The organism is Neobacillus soli NBRC 102451, assembly GCF_001591665.1.
GTDB classification, from domain to species: domain Bacteria; phylum Bacillota; class Bacilli; order Bacillales; family Cytobacillaceae; genus Neobacillus; species Neobacillus soli.
The window spans coordinates 231,573-248,928 of sequence record NZ_BCVI01000006.1; the positions used below are offsets into that span (position 1 = coordinate 231,573).

At 38.0% G+C, this 17,356-nt stretch carries 14 protein-coding genes; 9 read left to right on the forward strand and 5 right to left on the reverse strand.

The genetic code is table 11. The features are described 5' to 3' along the window. The first annotated feature begins 10 nt into the window (after nucleotides 1–10). The 3 genes from BSO02S_RS03635 (at nucleotide 11) to ftsH (ending at nucleotide 3,251) form a co-directional block, all read left to right on the forward strand. On the forward strand, nucleotides 11–445 hold the full coding sequence (locus tag BSO02S_RS03635; protein WP_066062570.1) for a DUF6526 family protein: 435 nt from the start codon (nucleotides 11–13) through the stop codon (nucleotides 443–445). Between the two features lie 295 nt (nucleotides 446–740). After that, on the forward strand, nucleotides 741–1,349 hold the full coding sequence (locus BSO02S_RS03640; RefSeq protein WP_066062573.1) for a TetR/AcrR family transcriptional regulator: 609 nt from the start codon (nucleotides 741–743) through the stop codon (nucleotides 1,347–1,349). A gap of 51 nt (nucleotides 1,350–1,400) precedes the next feature. Then, nucleotides 1,401–3,251 (forward strand): ATP-dependent zinc metalloprotease FtsH, encoded by a 1,851-nt coding sequence (gene ftsH, locus BSO02S_RS03645; protein ID WP_066062578.1) that lies wholly within the window; start codon nucleotides 1,401–1,403, stop codon nucleotides 3,249–3,251. A gap of 323 nt (nucleotides 3,252–3,574) precedes the next feature. Here ftsH and BSO02S_RS03650 read toward each other — a convergent pair whose 3' ends face one another. After that, the gene (locus BSO02S_RS03650; protein ID WP_066062581.1) at nucleotides 3,575–3,832 is read right to left on the reverse strand and encodes a DUF2533 family protein; all 258 of its coding nucleotides are present in this window, start codon (nucleotides 3,830–3,832) and stop codon (nucleotides 3,575–3,577) included. A gap of 781 nt (nucleotides 3,833–4,613) precedes the next feature. Between BSO02S_RS03650 and BSO02S_RS26090 the strand changes: the two genes are divergently transcribed. After that, nucleotides 4,614–5,447, forward strand: coding sequence for a peroxiredoxin family protein (locus BSO02S_RS26090; RefSeq protein WP_235846856.1), 834 nt, complete (start codon nucleotides 4,614–4,616; stop codon nucleotides 5,445–5,447). Nucleotides 5,448–5,626: 179 nt separating this feature from the next. Continuing rightward, nucleotides 5,627–6,490, forward strand: coding sequence for a D-alanyl-D-alanine carboxypeptidase family protein (locus BSO02S_RS03660; protein ID WP_066062584.1), 864 nt, complete (start codon nucleotides 5,627–5,629; stop codon nucleotides 6,488–6,490). A 123-nt stretch (nucleotides 6,491–6,613) separates the two neighbouring features. Here the strand turns inward: BSO02S_RS03660 and pdxR are convergent, their stop codons facing one another. Next, complete coding sequence (gene pdxR / locus BSO02S_RS03665) at nucleotides 6,614–8,005, reverse strand: MocR-like pyridoxine biosynthesis transcription factor PdxR (protein ID WP_096190870.1); 1,392 nt, start codon at nucleotides 8,003–8,005, stop codon at nucleotides 6,614–6,616. A 105-nt stretch (nucleotides 8,006–8,110) separates the two neighbouring features. Between pdxR and pdxS the strand changes: the two genes are divergently transcribed. The 4 genes from pdxS to xerS all read left to right on the forward strand — a co-directional run bounded on the left by pdxS (nucleotide 8,111) and on the right by xerS (nucleotide 12,153). Next, nucleotides 8,111–8,995 carry a pyridoxal 5'-phosphate synthase lyase subunit PdxS gene (pdxS, locus tag BSO02S_RS03670; RefSeq protein WP_066062588.1) on the forward strand — a complete coding sequence of 295 codons (885 nt, stop codon included), beginning with the start codon at nucleotides 8,111–8,113 and terminating at the stop codon, nucleotides 8,993–8,995. A gap of 1 nt (nucleotide 8,996) precedes the next feature. Then, nucleotides 8,997–9,587 carry a pyridoxal 5'-phosphate synthase glutaminase subunit PdxT gene (pdxT, locus tag BSO02S_RS03675; protein ID WP_066062591.1) on the forward strand — a complete coding sequence of 197 codons (591 nt, stop codon included), beginning with the start codon at nucleotides 8,997–8,999 and terminating at the stop codon, nucleotides 9,585–9,587. A gap of 562 nt (nucleotides 9,588–10,149) precedes the next feature. Continuing rightward, nucleotides 10,150–10,980 (forward strand): hypothetical protein, encoded by an 831-nt coding sequence (locus tag BSO02S_RS03680; RefSeq protein ID WP_066062594.1) that lies wholly within the window; start codon nucleotides 10,150–10,152, stop codon nucleotides 10,978–10,980. Between the two features lie 87 nt (nucleotides 10,981–11,067). Then, entirely contained in the window at nucleotides 11,068–12,153 is a 1,086-nt protein-coding gene (gene xerS, locus BSO02S_RS03685; RefSeq protein WP_066062597.1) for a tyrosine recombinase XerS, read from the forward strand. A gap of 648 nt (nucleotides 12,154–12,801) precedes the next feature. Here the strand turns inward: xerS and BSO02S_RS03690 are convergent. The 3 genes from BSO02S_RS03690 to BSO02S_RS03700 all read right to left on the reverse strand — a co-directional run bounded on the left by BSO02S_RS03690 (nucleotide 12,802) and on the right by BSO02S_RS03700 (nucleotide 17,356). Then, complete coding sequence (locus BSO02S_RS03690) at nucleotides 12,802–14,700, reverse strand: ABC transporter ATP-binding protein (RefSeq protein ID WP_066062599.1); 1,899 nt, start codon at nucleotides 14,698–14,700, stop codon at nucleotides 12,802–12,804. Then, nucleotides 14,697–16,424, reverse strand: coding sequence for an ABC transporter ATP-binding protein (locus BSO02S_RS03695; protein WP_066062602.1), 1,728 nt, complete (start codon nucleotides 16,422–16,424; stop codon nucleotides 14,697–14,699). Before BSO02S_RS03695 ends, BSO02S_RS03690 begins: the two co-directional genes overlap by 4 nt. A gap of 173 nt (nucleotides 16,425–16,597) precedes the next feature. Then, entirely contained in the window at nucleotides 16,598–17,356 is a 759-nt protein-coding gene (locus BSO02S_RS03700) for a YybI family spore inner coat protein (protein WP_066062604.1), read from the reverse strand.

Genomic DNA, 17,356 nt, shown 5'->3' on the forward strand with positions numbered 1-17,356 from the left:
AGGAAAAAAAATGAGGAAGCAAGATTATCAATCACATGTACGAGTACATCCGATTTATCATTATGTTTTGCAGTTATTATTATTAGGAACGTTAGTAACTACAATTGTCTATATGGTTCGTTCCATCATCCAGGAGGAGAACATATTTCTATCGATAATCCTTTTTCTAATGATGGTAATCATTGTAATCATCGCAGTACTTTTACGATTCTATCCATTAAAGGCACAAGACCGTGCAATCCGGGCAGAAGAGAATCTTCGTTACTATGTATTAACGGGGGAGTTGTTGAATTATCAACTCAGTTTCGCTCAAGTGGCAGCTTTACGTTTTGCAGACGACAAAGAATTTCCAGAGTTAAGTATGCGGGCAGCAGCGGAAAATTTAAAACCGGATGAAATTAAGAAAGCGATTCAAAATTGGCGAGCAGACTATAATCGGATATAAATTAAGAAAAACACGTTTGATTTTATCTCAGACGTGTTTTTTAAAAAAATTTATCTTACAAAATAATCACTAACTGGTTTATTGTATTAATCTAAAAAGTTCAAATAGAATTCAAATCGTTCTTTAAGGTTTTCAGCAACCATTGAGATAAATGGTTTTATATTAGCTACGTACATAGCTTCAGTAATCATATTATAGAAATCGATATTATTGACAAATGACACCTTGTCATTTATTATAATTATATTGTGACACGATGTCACATCTTAAAAGATGAATATAGGAGGGCAAATAATTGCCGAAAATCACCTTTTTTAATTTACCAGAGGATAAAAAGCATAAATTAATTCTTGCGGCAAAAAAGGAATTTTCCAGAGTGCCTTTATATGATGCTTCGATTTCACATATCGTAAAATCAGCTGGGATACCGCGTGGCAGCTTTTATCAATACTTTGAAGACAAAGAGGATGCCTTTTTCTTCTTACTTAATGACTTTGTCGTCAACATAAATAGCAATTTTGTTTTCCTTCTAAAAAAATATGAAGGGGACTTATTTGAGACAATGATTGAATTTTATCAATTGATCATTGAAGAAGAAGAAAACGTTCAGTTCTTGAGAAATGCCTTTTTAAATATGACCTATAAAATAGAAACTACCTTTTCAAATATTTTTAGGAATCATGATAGTAATAATAATTTTAAAGTTATTACACCATTAATCAATACCAGCCTCTTGAATATTTCAAATGACAGAGAGTTGTTTCATCTCATGCAGATTATTTCAACCGTAACCTTTCGTAATGTTGTTGAAAAATATGCGAAAGACCTGTCAAAACAAGAGGCATTGGGGAACTATATAATAGAAATCAATCTTTTGAAAAATGGACTTACTTGTAATAAATAATGGATTTATTTAACATGCCCTATTCGAAACTAGCAACGTGGAGGAACAAAAATGAAGCAAATAAAACCGCCAAAAAAACCGCTCCTATTTTACTATGGTGTTACATTAGTTGTCATTTTACTGCTAAATTCTTTTATTTTTCCTGCAATAACAAATCATTCTGTAAAAGAAGTTGATTACGGGACATTTTTAACAATGGTAGAAGAAGGTAAAGTAAAACAGGTGGAAATTGAAAATAACACGATTGTCTTTAAACCAGTTGAAAAAAGTGCGGCCAAGCTCTACAAGACTGGATCAATTGATGATCCTAAATTGGTTGATCGCTTGCATAAAGCGAATGTTAAATTTACAAAAATTATCCCAAAAGAAACATCGCCACTTTTAAATTTTATTTTAACTTGGATTCTTCCCTTGCTGGTCTTTATTGCGATTGGTCAATGGCTGACAAGAAAAATGCAAAATAAAATGATGGGCGGAGGCGGAGGTCCTTTATCCTTTGGCAAAAGTAATGCAAAGGTTTATGTGGAAACCGAAACAGGGCTCACCTTTAAAGATGTAGCCGGTCAGGATGAAGCGAAAGAGGCCTTGCAGGAAATCGTCGACTTCCTCCATAATCCGAAAAAATATAAAGATATCGGTGCGAATATTCCAAAAGGTGCTTTGTTAGTGGGGCCGCCGGGCACTGGGAAAACACTGCTGGCGAAAGCGGTGGCAGGGGAATCTAAGGTTCCATTCTTTTCAATTTCGGGTTCTGAATTTGTTGAGATGTTTGTTGGGATGGGTGCGAAAAGGGTGAGAGATTTATTTAAACAAGCACAAGAAAAGGCACCGTGTATTGTCTTTATTGATGAAATCGACGCCATTGGAAAAAGCCGTAATTCTGGAATGCCCGGCGGCAATGATGAAAGGGAACAAACATTAAATCAGCTTTTAACGGAAATGGATGGATTTGAAGCTGATAAAGGCATCGTTATTTTAGCCGCAACCAATCGACCTGAAACCCTTGATAAAGCATTGCTCAGACCAGGCCGATTTGATCGAAGAGTCCCGGTCGAATTACCTGACTTAAAAGGGCGGGAATCGATTCTCAAAGTGCATGCCAAACACGTAAAATTGGCAGATGATATTGATTTTAATATGATTGCTAGGGCTACATCTGGAGCATCAGGGGCGGATTTGGCGAATATTATCAATGAGGCCGCACTAAGGGCGGTAAGACTGGGCCGCAACAAGGTCGTCCAAAATGATTTGGAAGAATCTGTTGAAGTGGTTATCGCCGGCTATCAACGGAAAAATGCTGTGATCTCGATGAAGGATAAATTAACGATTTCTTATCATGAGATTGGCCATGCCTTGGTGGCTGCGAAACAAAGTTATTCTGCACCTGTTCATAAAATCACGATTATTCCTAGAACTTCCGGGGCCTTAGGGTACACGATGCAGGTGGATGAGCAGGAAACGGTCCTGATGACAAAAGAACAGGCTTTGGATAAAATCACGACCTATATGGGTGGACGTGCCGCGGAGGAAGTCATTTTTAAAACAATTACCTCTGGTGCCTCCAATGATATTGAACAAGCAACAAAGATTGCCAGAGCCATGGTGACAAGGTTTGGGATGAGTGAAGAATTCGATATGATGGGACTAGAAACAGTCAATAACCCCTATTTAGGTGGGGATACCTCGCTGATGGTGTCGGCAGAGACTGCTTCCAAGGTAGATGCCGAGATTCTCAAAATTATCAAGTCCTGCCATCGAAAAGCCATTCAAATTTTAGAGGAAAATAAAGATAAATTACACGAGCTGACAAAGTACCTTTTAGAAAAGGAAACAATCAGTGGTGAGGAATTTATGGCGATTTTATCAGGGAAACAAGATCCTACTGTGATCCTAGATAAATAGAATTTATAGCAAATAATAATATTAGGTGCAGCTCATCTTAAAAAACATAAGATGAGCTTTTTTTATTTGTAGTGAAAATATAATGGGCGAGCGGCTTCGGATGACGATGAATTCCTCCCAAAACCTCTGTTAGTGATTCCTATTCCAGCACAGGAAGGGCTCTTTAATACATCATAGGCAGTCCATTTACTTACATCAATCGCTTCTGCTACGTCCGAATAATGTACAGGAAGATTGGTAGTCTGATACTGATGCCAAATCTCGTTTAAAAATTCCCGTCTTCTTTTCGTTAATGAAATCGTAGCATCCACCACCAGTAATTATTATTTTGTAATTGATTTTACGTAATCTTGAACCATCTGAACGGTAACATTACTTCTTGTCGGTATAAATCGCAGGTTAATTTTATTTATTTTATTCGTTACTTGATTGATTTTTTCTGTTGAAAAGGGATTACCCTGTTTACATAACTCAATTGCTTCTTCAATAAAGCTTTCACGCTGTTGATCGAGAGCCTGAAACTCTTGATATGTTTTGTTCTGAATAGCTGCATGTTTGATTAAATCTTTATGTACACTCATGATTTCACTCCTAAAAATGGTTAACTGCTTTTATCATACCATAATTAACAAAGTAGGAAATTCAATAATTTTTTAAAAATAAGACGAAGGAAAATGAGTTAAAAAAAAACATTATTCATATGACAGAATAGGGTACCAGGGCAAGTTCAAATAAAATGGTCATCTGTTAAACCAAAAACTTTGACAGGAATAATTTTATTCATTAACCTATACCTATAGGGGCATTTTAATCTAAGTAAGCATGGAAATACTTTTATTAATACTAATGGGGGTATCGTAATGGTCAAAATAACACATGCCGCAATTTCTAAAGTTACTAGCGAAGTTCAAGATGTAATTGATGAGGGTAAACAGCCGCTAATCCGCTTATCGATGGGAATTGGCTGAGGGGGCCCACAGCTTCGTCTGACTCTGGAGGAGTCAGCTTTAAAAAATGATGAAATCACCGAGCAAGATGGAATCGGATTTTTAGTGAATGAGAGAGATCAGGTTTATTTTAATAATGTAAAAATCGATTATATCAAGACATTATTCGGAGGCGGGCAGTTTACTGTCCTTCGAGTTTAATTTTTTAAGGACGTTTAGCCCTTTTTTCACATCTTTGAATACTACCAAAAAGGAGAAAAAAGTCATTCGCCAAGTGGGAGAATTACACGCTGGCTTAGTTCATGTCATTCAATTTGTCGGCCAAAGACTCGAATAATTTATGAAGGTGGGAGCGAATATCGACGTTATCCAAATTGGTTCTTTCACTATCATGATGAGATGGGTTATTCTCGGAATGGCTTTTGTGTTGGGATTTATTTTTCTAAAGATATGGCTGCTGCGTTCGCAAAGTAAAGAATTAGGTAAAAAAATATTTGATGCAGTAGTAAATAGTGTTTTTTGGGGCTTTCTAATTTGGAAAGGCAGTTTATTGCTGTTAGAGCCAAAATTAGTTATTGATAGTCCCTTATCGTTATTGTATTTTACCGGAGGGACTAAGGGATTAATTTTAGGGATACTTGGAGCAATCATTTACTTCTTTTTTAAAGCAAGGAAGCTAAAGTTAACTAACTTTATGATCCTGCAGCCCACTCTTATTTTTTTGTTTGCTGTTATGAGTGGGTATTTTTTATTGAACCTTGTTTTAACTGAAAAACATCCGAAAGTAAGTCCTTCAAGCACAATGCAGGCTGGAAAAATTGGACTTGAAGAAGGAAATACCGTGCCTGATTTTCAATTAATGACGATTGACGGCACAGTAATCAAACTGTCTGATATGAGAGGAAAAAAGGTTATTTTAAATTTTTGGGCAACCTGGTGTCCGCCATGTAAAGCAGAGATCCCACACATGCAGGATTTTTATGAGGCCCAGGATAAAAATATGGTTGAACTACTGGCGATAAATCTAACTTCATCAGAAAAAAATACACAAAGCGTTAAGGAATTTGTAAAAGAACGTAATTTAACTTTTCCTGTTTTACTCGACCAAGATGGTGACATAGGCAGCCGTTTTCAAGCAATTACGATTCCAACAAGTTATCTGATTGATTCTAAAGGTATTGTCCGCAAGAAAATAGTAGGGCCGATGGATAAAGAAATGATGAACCAATTAATGGAAAATGTTGATTGATAGTTGAGAAGCCAGCTTTAACTTTTGCCGGCGCATATATTAAAGAGGTTGGACTTTCCAATCTCTTTTTTTAGTCCGAATTTTAAAAGAGTTGGAACGCAAAATAATAAAATATTTCTGGAAAAATGGAGAAAAATAAAAAGGAGAAACCGAATGGTCCAATAAACTGGGGGTACATCATGGCGAACATCTGGAAGGTAGTTCCGGCAACACTATTAGTCCTTATTATAGTGAGTGGAATGGATTCAGTGGGAATAAGTCCGGCGGAAACAATAGTACCACAAATAGCGGGAGAGTTTGGAGTGGCCATAGATGTTGGGACTGGGAAGATTCTTTACAACAAAAATGCCCATTCTAAAGCGTATCCTGCGAGTATGACTAAAGTGTTAACGGCCACTATTTTAGATGAACGAATGGATGATGGCGAAATATTAACGGTTAGCCCAAATGCCGCAGGTCAAGAATGCATCTGTTTGGGGTTAAGAGCTGGAGAGAAGATTTCTAAACAAGATGCTATGAAAGCTTTATTATTAGTAAGTGCTAATGATGTGGCCGTTACGATTGCAGAAAATGTAGGTGGCAGCGAAAAAGGATTTGCTGAACTTATGAATCAGAAGGTAAAAGAATTAGGTCTCAAAAACACCCATTTCGTTACTCCAAGTGGCATGCATGATCCCAACCATTATACAACTCCATATGATATGGCTCTCATCACAAAAGAAGCCGTTCAACATCCGAACGTACTAGAGATCATGTCCACGCAGGATGCTAGAATTAAAACAAGCATGCAAGAAAAAAACATTAGCAACCTAATTAACCTTCACACCATGCCGAACGTCATTGCTGGTAAACCCGGCTTTACAAATGCAGCTCATCATACGCTGGTAGAATATTTAAAAAAGGATAATAAAGAGGTTATCTCAGTAGTCATGAAGTCGGATAAACGATCAAAATACAATGATGTTCAAACGATGGCAAATTATTCATTTAATCATATGCAAAAAACAAAACCTGTTTTCGAAGGCGATATAAATTTCCCTTAAAAAACATAACAAAAATTAACCGTTTAACTTTGCATTCATGTACAAAATGATAAAAGGCACATTCTAAAGGAGGGGGGACGGTTCTAGTGGCACAAAAAGCCATTAGAACCGTTCTCCCTGCATCTAGTGGTTCCAACATTTCATTAATTGGTGTATGCCTTTTTCAATTTGCTCCAATGGAATGCCGCCGAAGCCTAATAAAAAAGTTGGATATTGATAGTCAATAGGACTCAACAAATAATCGCTTACTGGATAGATGGCAATTTGGTTCTTTGACGCCATTTGTTTTAATTGATCTTCCCCTTTTGGCAGGGGGACGGAAATTAAAATGTGCATTCCTGCCAGGTCTCCTGTAATCATGACATCCGGATAATTCGTTTCTAATATCCGGGTTAATTTTTCATGTTTTTTGCGATAAATTTTCCGCATCTTGTTTAAGTGTTTGGAAAAAAAGCCATCTCTCAAAAAGTCAGCTAAAATATGCTGATCGAATCTCGGTACGGTTGATGAGTAAAAATTGAATGTCTCCTCATATTTTTGCAGTAAGGTTGAAGGTAAGACAAAATACGCAACACGTAAGGAAGGCATTAATGACTTGGTAAACGTGCTCAAATAAATAACCTTTTCGTTTTGGTCTAACCCTTGTAAGGCGGGAATAGGTTTTCCGATATAACGAAACTCGCTATCATAATCGTCTTCAATGATGTAGCGGCTTTTATCTTTTGCTGCCCAGTTTAATAGCTGTGTTCTTCTCGTTGCGGATAGGACCGCGCCCGTAGGGAACTGGTGGGAAGGGGTAATGTAAACAATATTGGCTTTTGTTTTTTCCAGTTCATCCACGATTAAACCATTTTCATCCACCGGAATAGGGATGGCTCTATTTTGCATTTGTATTTTAGGTATGGCCGAATATCCAGGATTTTCAAGTGCAAATTTTAAATCATTACCAACTAACCGTAGAATCATTGGAAGCAGCTGTTCCGTTCCAGAACCAATGACAATCTGTTCGGGGCCGCAGACAATCCCCCTTGATTGATATAGATATTTGGCAATTTCCACTCTTAAAGCGAATTCTCCTTGCGGGTCTCCAATTTCCAACAATTCTTTTGAACTGCTATCATATACATTTTTTGCATATTTTCGCCAAAGTGAAAAAGGGAAGGAGTCTGCATCAATTTTTCCAGGATGGAAGTCAAATTGAACGATTTTTTTCTCGACTTTTCCTACAGGCATGTTTAGGAGTTCTTTTTCAATATAGGGTAATTCGTCAATCTCTTCCACGAAAAAACCGATACGGGGTTTGGATGCCACATAGCCTTCTGCCATGAGCTGGGCATAGGCAATTTCAATGGTAGTTTGGCTGATATTTAAAAATTCTGCTAATTTTTTCTTAGATGGCAATTTGGTTCCCACTTCAATTTGTTTTTGAATAATGGCATCTTTGATCCCAGTATAAAGCTGTTCATACAATGGTTTTTCTGTACCATTATCCAACTTAAACATTAGCATATCCATCCGAAATTCCTCCCAACTGACCACATTGTTTTTCATAAAACTGAACCTTTTCATATAGTCAATTTCTATTATACTAGTAATCATCAAATGAATGGAGGTTATTTTATGAAACTAGTAGGAACCGAAAGAGTAAAACGCGGAATGGCTGAAATGCAAAAAGGCGGCGTTATTATGGATGTCATTAATGCCGAGCAGGCAAAAATAGCGGAGGCTGCCGGTGCGGTTGCGGTTATGGCGTTGGAGCGGGTACCTTCCGATATTCGCGCAGCAGGGGGCGTTGCCAGGATGGCAGATCCTCGGATAATGGAAGAAGTAATGAACGCTGTAACCATTCCAGTAATGGCAAAAGCACGGATCGGCCACATTGTCGAAGCACGTGTATTGGAAGCAATGGGCGTCGATTACATAGATGAAAGTGAAGTATTAACGCCTGCGGATGAGGAATACCATTTATTAAAAAGCGACTATACCGTACCTTTTGTTTGCGGGTGCCGCGATTTAGGGGAAGCTGCACGTCGTATTGGCGAAGGAGCATCGATGTTACGAACAAAGGGGGAGCCGGGAACCGGAAATATTGTCGAGGCAGTTCGTCATATTCGCAAAGTAAATGCCCAGGTAAGACGCGTTGTCGGTATGAATACGGATGAATTAATGACGGATGCAAAGAATTTAGGAGCACCATTTGAATTATTGCTGGAAATTAAAAAGTTGGGTAGGCTTCCTGTTGTCAATTTTGCTGCCGGCGGGGTGGCGACACCTGCAGATGCCGCTTTAATGATGGAACTTGGAGCTGATGGTGTATTTGTTGGATCAGGTATTTTCAAGTCCGATAATCCAGAAAAATTCGCACGGGCCATAGTAGAAGCAACAACAAACTACCGAGATTACAAATTGATTGCTGAAATTTCAAAAGAGCTGGGGACACCGATGAAAGGTATTGAAATTTCCACGCTGGATGCAAAAGACCGTATGCAGGAACGTGGTTGGTAATATGCTGAAAATTGGGGTACTTGCATTACAAGGTGCAGTCAGAGAGCATATAAGACAAATTGAAGAGCTTGGCTGTAGGGCCATTTCAGTTAAATCGGCTAAAGATCTAAAAGAATTGAATGGTCTTGTACTGCCTGGCGGAGAAAGTACAACAATGCGGAAACTGCTGGACCGATACGAGTTGCTTGAACCCATTCGTGCTTCAGCCGCCGGCGGAGTTCTGATGTTTGGAACATGTGCAGGCCTGATCTTACTGGCAAAAGAAATCGTTGGCTATGATACGCCACATCTGGGGGTGATGGACATCGTGGTCGAGCGGAATTCATTTGGTCGCCAAGTTGATAGTTTTGAAGCCGAGATGCGTATCAGTGGAGTAGGAGAGGATATTCCCGCTGTTTTCATTCGCGCGCCGCATATCGCGGCGGCAGGTGAGAATGTTGAAATTCTGGCAAAACATGAAGAGCGCATTGTTTTAGCGCGGTATGGTCAATTTTTGGGATGTTCCTTTCATCCGGAATTAACAGAGGATTTTAGAATTATGAAGTATTTTATTGAGATGGTGCGAGAGAATACAAATGTTTTAGCTCATTAGGTGCTGAGGGGACGCCGATTGGTATTAAAGACCAGTCGGCGTTTTTTTGGGGTTAATTTGTGAAGCGTTAAGGGCTTCTTTTGTCGCTTACAGTCCGCAAGGAAATGGTTTCCTAAGCGGAAAATGTTGAAAAGAAGAAATATGAAGAAGGGAATTCAGAAACTTTATGGGAAGATCTCAACCTGAAGTAATTGACCATAATCAAGCTTTATTAAAAATAGCTGAATTTGCTGAAAGCAAAAAGTAGTCAGACATTTGTCGATATGTTAAAATAAAGTTACGCAAACAAACGTTCTGTAAAAAGGTATTTGATAAATGAAAAGGGTGTGGTGGCTATTTCTCATTCACTTCTTTGGTATAATCGTTCAAAGGATTTTGCCTTTCAAACACTAAAAATCAATCTCATTCTTCAAAGAAAAACCCAAATTTTAGGTGCGGTATAAATGCGGACCATCTTTGTCTAGTCCAACCTCAATCACAAAGGACAAATATTTAAATCAGATGTATTGATTTTAGCAGTCGATAAAAATTTAATACGATATAAAATGGGGTGAAATATAGAATGAGGAAGTTTACTTATGAAGAAGTGCAGTTAGCGTTTGAAGAAAGAGGTTATCAATTGTTGGAGCAGGAATATGTCAGCACCCGTGTGAAAATGCGTTTTCGCTGCACAATTCATCCTAATGATGAACAGAGTACCACTCTTGATAATTTTTTAAGAGGAAAAACAGGCTGTGTATGTTGTTCTGGCAAAAAACATTCAATTGATGAAGTTAGAATAGAATTTGAAAAAAAAGGCTATCAACTATTAGAAACTACATACATTAATAGTAGGACAAAAATGAGATATAAATGCCCGAAACATCCAGATAAAATTAACAAGATAGAATTTTATGCTTTACTTAATGGAAATAGTTGCCCGCAATGTTATAACGAGATTAAAAGTAAATGGTACAGTGGGAGGGAAAATCCTAATTGGAACGGCGGCATTACATCTCTAAACATAGCATTAAGAGAGAGTACAAAAAATTGGAAGTTTCAAACATTGATTAAATATGAGTATAGATGTGCGGTTACTGGTGAAAGAGCAAATGATCTGCAAATACATCATACCGAATCATTCGCTACTTTACGTGATGAGGTATTAAAAGAATTAAATTTTAACAAAAGAAAAAATAAAAAAGATTATACTAATGATGAATTGCAACTCATTTTTAGCAGATTAGAACAAAAACACGATGAAATTATTGGTATACCCCTAAGAAAACAAGTTCATATTTTGTTTCATAAAATATATGGTAGAAAAAATAATACGTTAGAACAGTTTCTTGAATTCAAGAGCCGCTGGGATAACAGGGAGTTTAATGAACAATTAGCGTTAGATTTATTTTAATTCTTTAATCTTAAACATATAAACTGCGTAAAATATAAATTTGACGCAGTTTATACTATGAAGTAAAATATTGAAGGAGGTGTTAATATGGTGAATCAGGCAAAACAAGAAAAATTTAAAAAACTTCAAGACTTGCTCCGGGAATTGCCGTGGTATGTTGAAGAATACATAAATCATAAATTACGAAATCTTTCGACCGCATCCCTGTATAATTACTGCCATGATTACAAAATCTTTTTTAATTGGATGCTTAGTGAAGGCCTATTTGAAGGTAGAATTGACGATATTCCGTTAGATCGCCTAGAAAAATTGACTGTGATAGAGATTGATGCATTTCTTAACTTTTTGCACTACCAATTAAATAATAAAGAACTGACCGTAAATCGTAAATTATCCGCGTTAAAATCCTTGTTCAACTATCTTCAAAATATTGCTGAGACATCGGAATTAAAACCTTATATTAATCGGAATATCATGGCAAAAATTGATTTTAATGAAGTTAAAGAAAGCATGGAAACGAAGGCTACGAAAATGGAAGGAAAGATCCTGCTTGGGGATGAATACGAGAAATTCCGCTTATTTATTGCCAATGATTATGGTGAATTGAACAAAGAAAACAAGAGATTATCCTACTTTTATCAATTAAATAAAGAACGTGATACTGCAATTGTGTCTTTAATACTAGGATCTGGACTTCGCCTTTCAGAGCTGGTCGGAATTGATTTGGATGATATTGATTATAACAAATATTGTGTACGAGTTATCCGCAAAGGAAATAAAGAACAATTCGTTTATTTTAGTCAAGTAGCTATGGCTGACCTCCAAGAATATTTAGCAGTCAGAACTGCAAAATACAATGTTGATAAAAATGAAAAGGCATTATTTGTTAGTGGACCAACAGGTCCTAAAGTAAAATCACGAAGATTAAAAGTTAGAGCAGTTGAAAACCTGATAGAAAAATATGCTACTGCATTTGGGAAACCCTCGTTATCCGTACATAAGCTGCGTCATTCATTTGCTACCAGATACCATGCGGAAATCAATGATGTACCTAAATTAAGAAGGCAATTAGGGCATTCCTCGATTCAAACCACGATGATTTACACGCATATTAAGAATGATGATCTAAAAATTGCTGTTGATAAGATGGATATGCCAAAAGAAGAAATGTAAAAACACTGTCACCATCGTGGCAGTTTATTTTTATTTTATCAGTTTACATAATATTATTATGTGTGGAAAAATCACTATTGTCTCAAATCGCAAGTATACTTAAGATAATGAGATATTGGAAAAATTTTAACTTTAATTGATTATTTGCTTCAAAGTTTCACAAATTGTTCCTCATTTTTAATGAGTGTTCAGGATCGGACTCCATCTGCCATATAAGTGCTCTAATCGGTTCATGATAATGCCTGACTTGAAAATGGATTTCGGGTTTTCTAATATTATTGTCAAAATGTCAACTTTTTAACGAAATGTCCCCCAACTATCTTTAATTAATTCCCACTTATTTCATAATACGATCCAAACCAGCACCAAATAACGAATGTGCTAGTGAAACCACATACCAGAATAGCGATAAGGATATCTCCCCTCCCTTCCGACCCGTGTTAAGCCCGCCTCAATGGGCGAATTTAACATGTCAATGAGCGAATTTTAGGATCCAATGAGCGAATTATTGAAAACACTATTATTGCTGCTATAAGCGGCGGCTAGATTGACAAATATGACCAAATAAAAGAGCTTAGAAAGAGGAATTCCTTCTAAGCAATGGGTTGTTTGCAACTCATAAAATTTTAATAGATTCAGGGTCTTTTACTACCCTTCATTTTTAATGTTTCCTCCGGTAAACTGGCTATTATACAAATCTGCATAAAAACCGCCTCTTTCTAGTAATTCCAGATGATTTCCTTTTTCGATGACACTGCCATGATTCATTACAAGAATCAGATCAGCATCACGAATCGTTGAAAGCCGGTGGGCAATGACAAAGCTCGTGCGCCCTTTCATTAAATGATCCATTGCCTTTTGAATCTGAATCTCTGTCCGTGTGTCAACACTGCTTGTCGCTTCATCGAGAATTAATATCGCCGGGTTGGCCAGAATCGCCCTCGCAATCGTTAGCAATTGCTTTTGACCCTGTGATATGTTGGAAGCTTCCTCGTTCAAAATGGTGTCATATCCGTCAGGTAGTGTTCGAATGAAATGGTCAGCATTAGCTGCTATAGACGCGGCGACAATTTCTTCCTCTGAAGCGCCTTCCCTGCCATAGGCAATATTATCACGAATCGTACTATTGAAAAGCCATGTGTCCTGCAGCACCATTCCAAACAAGCCTCTGAGATGCTCTCTTTTTAAATCTCTAGTCTCAATTCCATCAATGAAAATGTTCCCCGAATTGATTTCATAGAAACGCATCAATAAATTAATGAGAGTCGTTTTACCAGCACCTGTTGGACCGACAATCGCTACCTTCTGCCCTGGTTTTACGTCGATATTCATGTCGGTGATTAATAATTCGTTTTCCTCATAACCGAAGGAAACATGATCGAAGGTTACTTCTCCCTTTGGATCAACAATCTCCTTCGCAGCAACTGCTTCAGGAACCTCATCTGTTTCATCCAATATTTCAAAAACGCGTTCTGCACTGGCAATAGTTGACTGAATTACGTTTGCGATAGATGCTGTTTGTGCAATTGGTTGAGAAAATTGCCTTGCATATTGGATAAATGCCTGAATATCACCAATTTTAATCGCGTTTTTTGTCACTAATATACCGCCAACAACTGAGATAAGGACATAGCCAATATTATTAATAAACGACATTAATGGCATGATCATCCCGGAAACGAATTGGGCCTTCCAGCCTGATTGGAATAACGTTTCATTGATTTCCTCGAATTGCTCAATTGATTTCTGCTCATGTCCAAATACTTTGATGACCTTATGACCCGTATACATTTCTTCGACATGCCCGTTTAACTGGCCAAGTGATTTTTGCTGTCCTTTAAAAAACTGTTGTGACTTCTTGGCGATTTTTGCAATCGCTACACCGCTAAGTGGCAGTGTCAAGATGACAATGAGTGTCATTAATGGACTAATGGATAGCATCATGACAATAACGCCAATGATCGTAACAACTGATGTAATCAGCTGGGTTAAGCTTTGCTGCAAGGTCGTGCTGATATTATCGACATCATTTACCGCACGGCTGAGAATTTCACCATGTGTACGCGAATCAAAGTACTTTAGCGGCAGCCGGTTTAGTTTTACCTCGACTTCTTTACGCAGATTGTAGACCGTCTTTTGCGCTACCCCGGCCATAATATACCCTTGTAAATAAGCAAATATCGCACTAATAATATAAAGTCCAATTAGTAAAATAATTATTTGACCGATGTAGTCAAAGTCTATTTTTGCTCCGGGAACACCCTTAAGCTTCATCATCAAACCTTCAAACAGCTTGGTTGTTGCATGGCCCATAATTTTCGGGCTGACAATCGAAAACACGGTACTGATGATCGCTGTAATTAAAACAGCAAATAGCTGTAATTTATACGGTTTTAAATAGCTTATCAGTCTTTTTAATGTTCCTTTAAAATCCTTGGCTTTTTGAACAGGCATGCCCATGCCCATTGGGCCAAATCCCCCGCCGGGTCCACCTTTCCGCACACCCTCTTTTTGTTCATGTCTTTGGTTATTAGAATCTTTACTCATGCGATTTCCTCCTCTGACAGCTGTGACATGACAATCTCGCGATAAACCGCACTCGATTCCATCAGTTCCTTATGGTTGCCAATTCCCGTGATTTCCCCATTATCTAAGACAAGAATCTGATCTGCATCGATAATTGTACTCACTCGTTGTGCCACGATAAGTACAGTTGAATCAACCGTTTCCCCTTTTAATGCGGCACGAAGCTTGGCATCTGTTTTAAAATCCAATGCAGAAAAGCTGTCATCAAATATATAAATTTCCGGCTTCCGAACGAGCGCTCGGGCAATAGACAATCGCTGCTTTTGCCCACCAGAAACATTTGTTCCCCCTTGGGCAATCGTGGCATCAAAACCATCAGGCATGCCAGAAATAAACTCATTTGCTTGGGCAATTTCAGCAGCATGCTTCACTTCTTCATCGGTAGCATCCTCTTTGCCGTAGCGGATATTTTCCGCAATCGTCCCAGTAAATAGAACTGCTTGCTGAGGAACAAAGCCTATCTTTTCTCTAAGCTGCTCTTGCGTCATTTCACGAACATCGACACCGTCAACAAGGACATTCCCGCTGTCTACATCATAAAAACGCGGGATTAAATTAATGAGGGTCGATTTTCCGGAACCGGTTCCACCAATAATGGCCGTTACCTCACCGGGATTCATGGAAAACGAAATATTTGAAATCGCCGGCATTTCAGCTCCAGGATAGCTAAAGGTTACATTTCTAAATTCTACCTGCCCTCTTGTACCTTTTCCTGAAACAGGCTTAGCCGGATTCTTGATGTCTGCCACAGTCTCAATGACTTCGTTAATTCTAACAGCAGAAACGGATGCTCTTGGAATCATCACGAACATCATTGATAACATGATGAACGAGAACATAATTTGCATCGCATATTGAATAAATGCCATCATATCGCCGACCTGCATATGACCATTGCTAATACGAATCCCGCCAAACCAAATAATCGCAACAGTAGAAAGGTTTAGAACGACCATCATAATCGGCATCATTGCTGCCATTAATTTATTTACTTTAATAGCTGTTTGCGTTAAATCCCAGTTTGCTGCGTCGAATCGTTTTTTCTCATGCTCGACACGATTAAATGAACGAATAACACGAATACCCGTTAAATTTTCTCTTAACACACGATTTAGATTATCCAATTTTACTTGCATCGCTTTAAAAAGCGGTATTCCTTTTTTGGCGATAATCACAATGGCAAGCACTAGAACGGGTAATGCCACGGCAAGAACTAAGGTTAATTTGGAATCTTTGGAATAAGCCATGATGATGCCGCCAATACACATCATCGGGGCCATAGCCATCATTCGCAGCATCATCACTAGTACCTGCTGGATTTGAGTAATATCATTGGTTGTTCTAGTGATTAAAGAGGCAGTTCCAAGTTTATCGAATTCATGTAACGAAAAGTCACCAACATGGGAAAAAACCTTGGTACGCAACAATTTACCGAAACCCGATGCTGCTTTTGCTGAATAAAAACTGGCAGCAATCGAACAAACCATCCCGCCAGCCGCTACGAGTAGCATAAAACCGCCGATTTTCCAAATGTAGTCCGTATCACCTGTCACCACTCCCTTGTCAACAATATCGGCCATCAATGTTGGTAAATAAAGTTCTGATAATGACTGAAGGAGGACAAGCGCTAAAACAAGGTAAATGGGGATTTGAAAGGGTTTTAAGTATTTGATCAATTTAGTCAAGATGCTTCAACTCCGTTTTTAATTGTTTAAGAGTAAACTATACAATATAATTATGAACTAAATATGAACATTAAACTAGCTACTACTACCAAATACCTCGAGTGAAATTCATTAAAAAACACATCCATTTTTATAAAAATGGATGTGTTTGCTCGGTTTCTTATGGCGTAGCATTACTGAGCTCTTTCCTGCCTAACTTCGGTACTAAAAAGGTTCCAATGACCATTTTCATAATTCCAGGTCGATTCAACTAACGCAATCGTATCGGCATTAGCAATTCCTGTTATTCTTTGAAGACCTTTTAAGCCCAATTTTTCATTTTCTAATTGAATTGGCTGCAGGCTGCTATACGGGTTCACCGTTAATTCCATAGGCTCATTCAACTTTCCCTTATAGTAAAGACCTAGTTTTTTATAATAGTTCTTCCGATCCTTTAGATCAAATAAATAGGTCTTCCCTATTTCCGTCAATTTTATTTCTGCTTTATAACCATCTGAAAATTTACTTTCCATTTCCAGCGGTTCGGGAACGTGTAACTCCGTGTGGACAAAATTCTTTAAAGAAAATAACGAGTTGATGGTAATTCCTCCGCTCCCTCCTGTCAAAACACAGGTAAATATATCCTTCACACCATCATGATTTAAGTCCCTAAGCTGAAGGGCCGCTTTCGCCCCGCTTTCTAACGGAAAGGTATAGGTTTTACCATTAGATGCTGCCACTTTAATAAATATCTTCTTCAAAAAAGATTCTTTGCCCTGATAGGGGACACCCTGTAGAAGGATGTGCTCCGCTCTTCCGTCGCCTGTTATATCTGCTTCCTCTTTTGAAATGATGATTGTTGAATCATTTTTTTCAATGGCGTACACACCTGTGATTGCGGTAAGTGACATAAGAAAAAATGAAACAATAACCAACAGCATCTCTTTTTTCAT

Excerpts from the sequence above, each read along its gene's own strand:
- BSO02S_RS03635 (WP_066062570.1), top strand. The coding sequence starts at position 11 with ATGAGGAAGCAAGATTATCAATCACATGTACGAGTACATCCGATTTAT.
- ftsH (WP_066062578.1), top strand. The coding sequence starts at position 1,401 with ATGAAGCAAATAAAACCGCCAAAAAAACCGCTCCTATTTTACTATGGT.
- BSO02S_RS03650 (WP_066062581.1), bottom strand. The coding sequence starts at position 3,832 with ATGAGTGTACATAAAGATTTAATCAAACATGCAGCTATTCAGAACAAA.
- BSO02S_RS26090 (WP_235846856.1), top strand. The coding sequence starts at position 4,614 with ATGGCTTTTGTGTTGGGATTTATTTTTCTAAAGATATGGCTGCTGCGT.
- BSO02S_RS03660 (WP_066062584.1), top strand. The coding sequence starts at position 5,627 with ATGGCGAACATCTGGAAGGTAGTTCCGGCAACACTATTAGTCCTTATT.
- pdxR (WP_096190870.1), bottom strand. The coding sequence starts at position 8,005 with ATGGATATGCTAATGTTTAAGTTGGATAATGGTACAGAAAAACCATTG.
- pdxS (WP_066062588.1), top strand. The coding sequence starts at position 8,111 with ATGAAACTAGTAGGAACCGAAAGAGTAAAACGCGGAATGGCTGAAATG.
- pdxT (WP_066062591.1), top strand. The coding sequence starts at position 8,997 with ATGCTGAAAATTGGGGTACTTGCATTACAAGGTGCAGTCAGAGAGCAT.
- BSO02S_RS03680 (WP_066062594.1), top strand. The coding sequence starts at position 10,150 with ATGAGGAAGTTTACTTATGAAGAAGTGCAGTTAGCGTTTGAAGAAAGA.
- xerS (WP_066062597.1), top strand. The coding sequence starts at position 11,068 with ATGGTGAATCAGGCAAAACAAGAAAAATTTAAAAAACTTCAAGACTTG.
- BSO02S_RS03690 (WP_066062599.1), bottom strand. The coding sequence starts at position 14,700 with ATGAGTAAAGATTCTAATAACCAAAGACATGAACAAAAAGAGGGTGTG.
- BSO02S_RS03700 (WP_066062604.1), bottom strand. The coding sequence starts at position 17,356 with ATGAAAAAAGAGATGCTGTTGGTTATTGTTTCATTTTTTCTTATGTCA.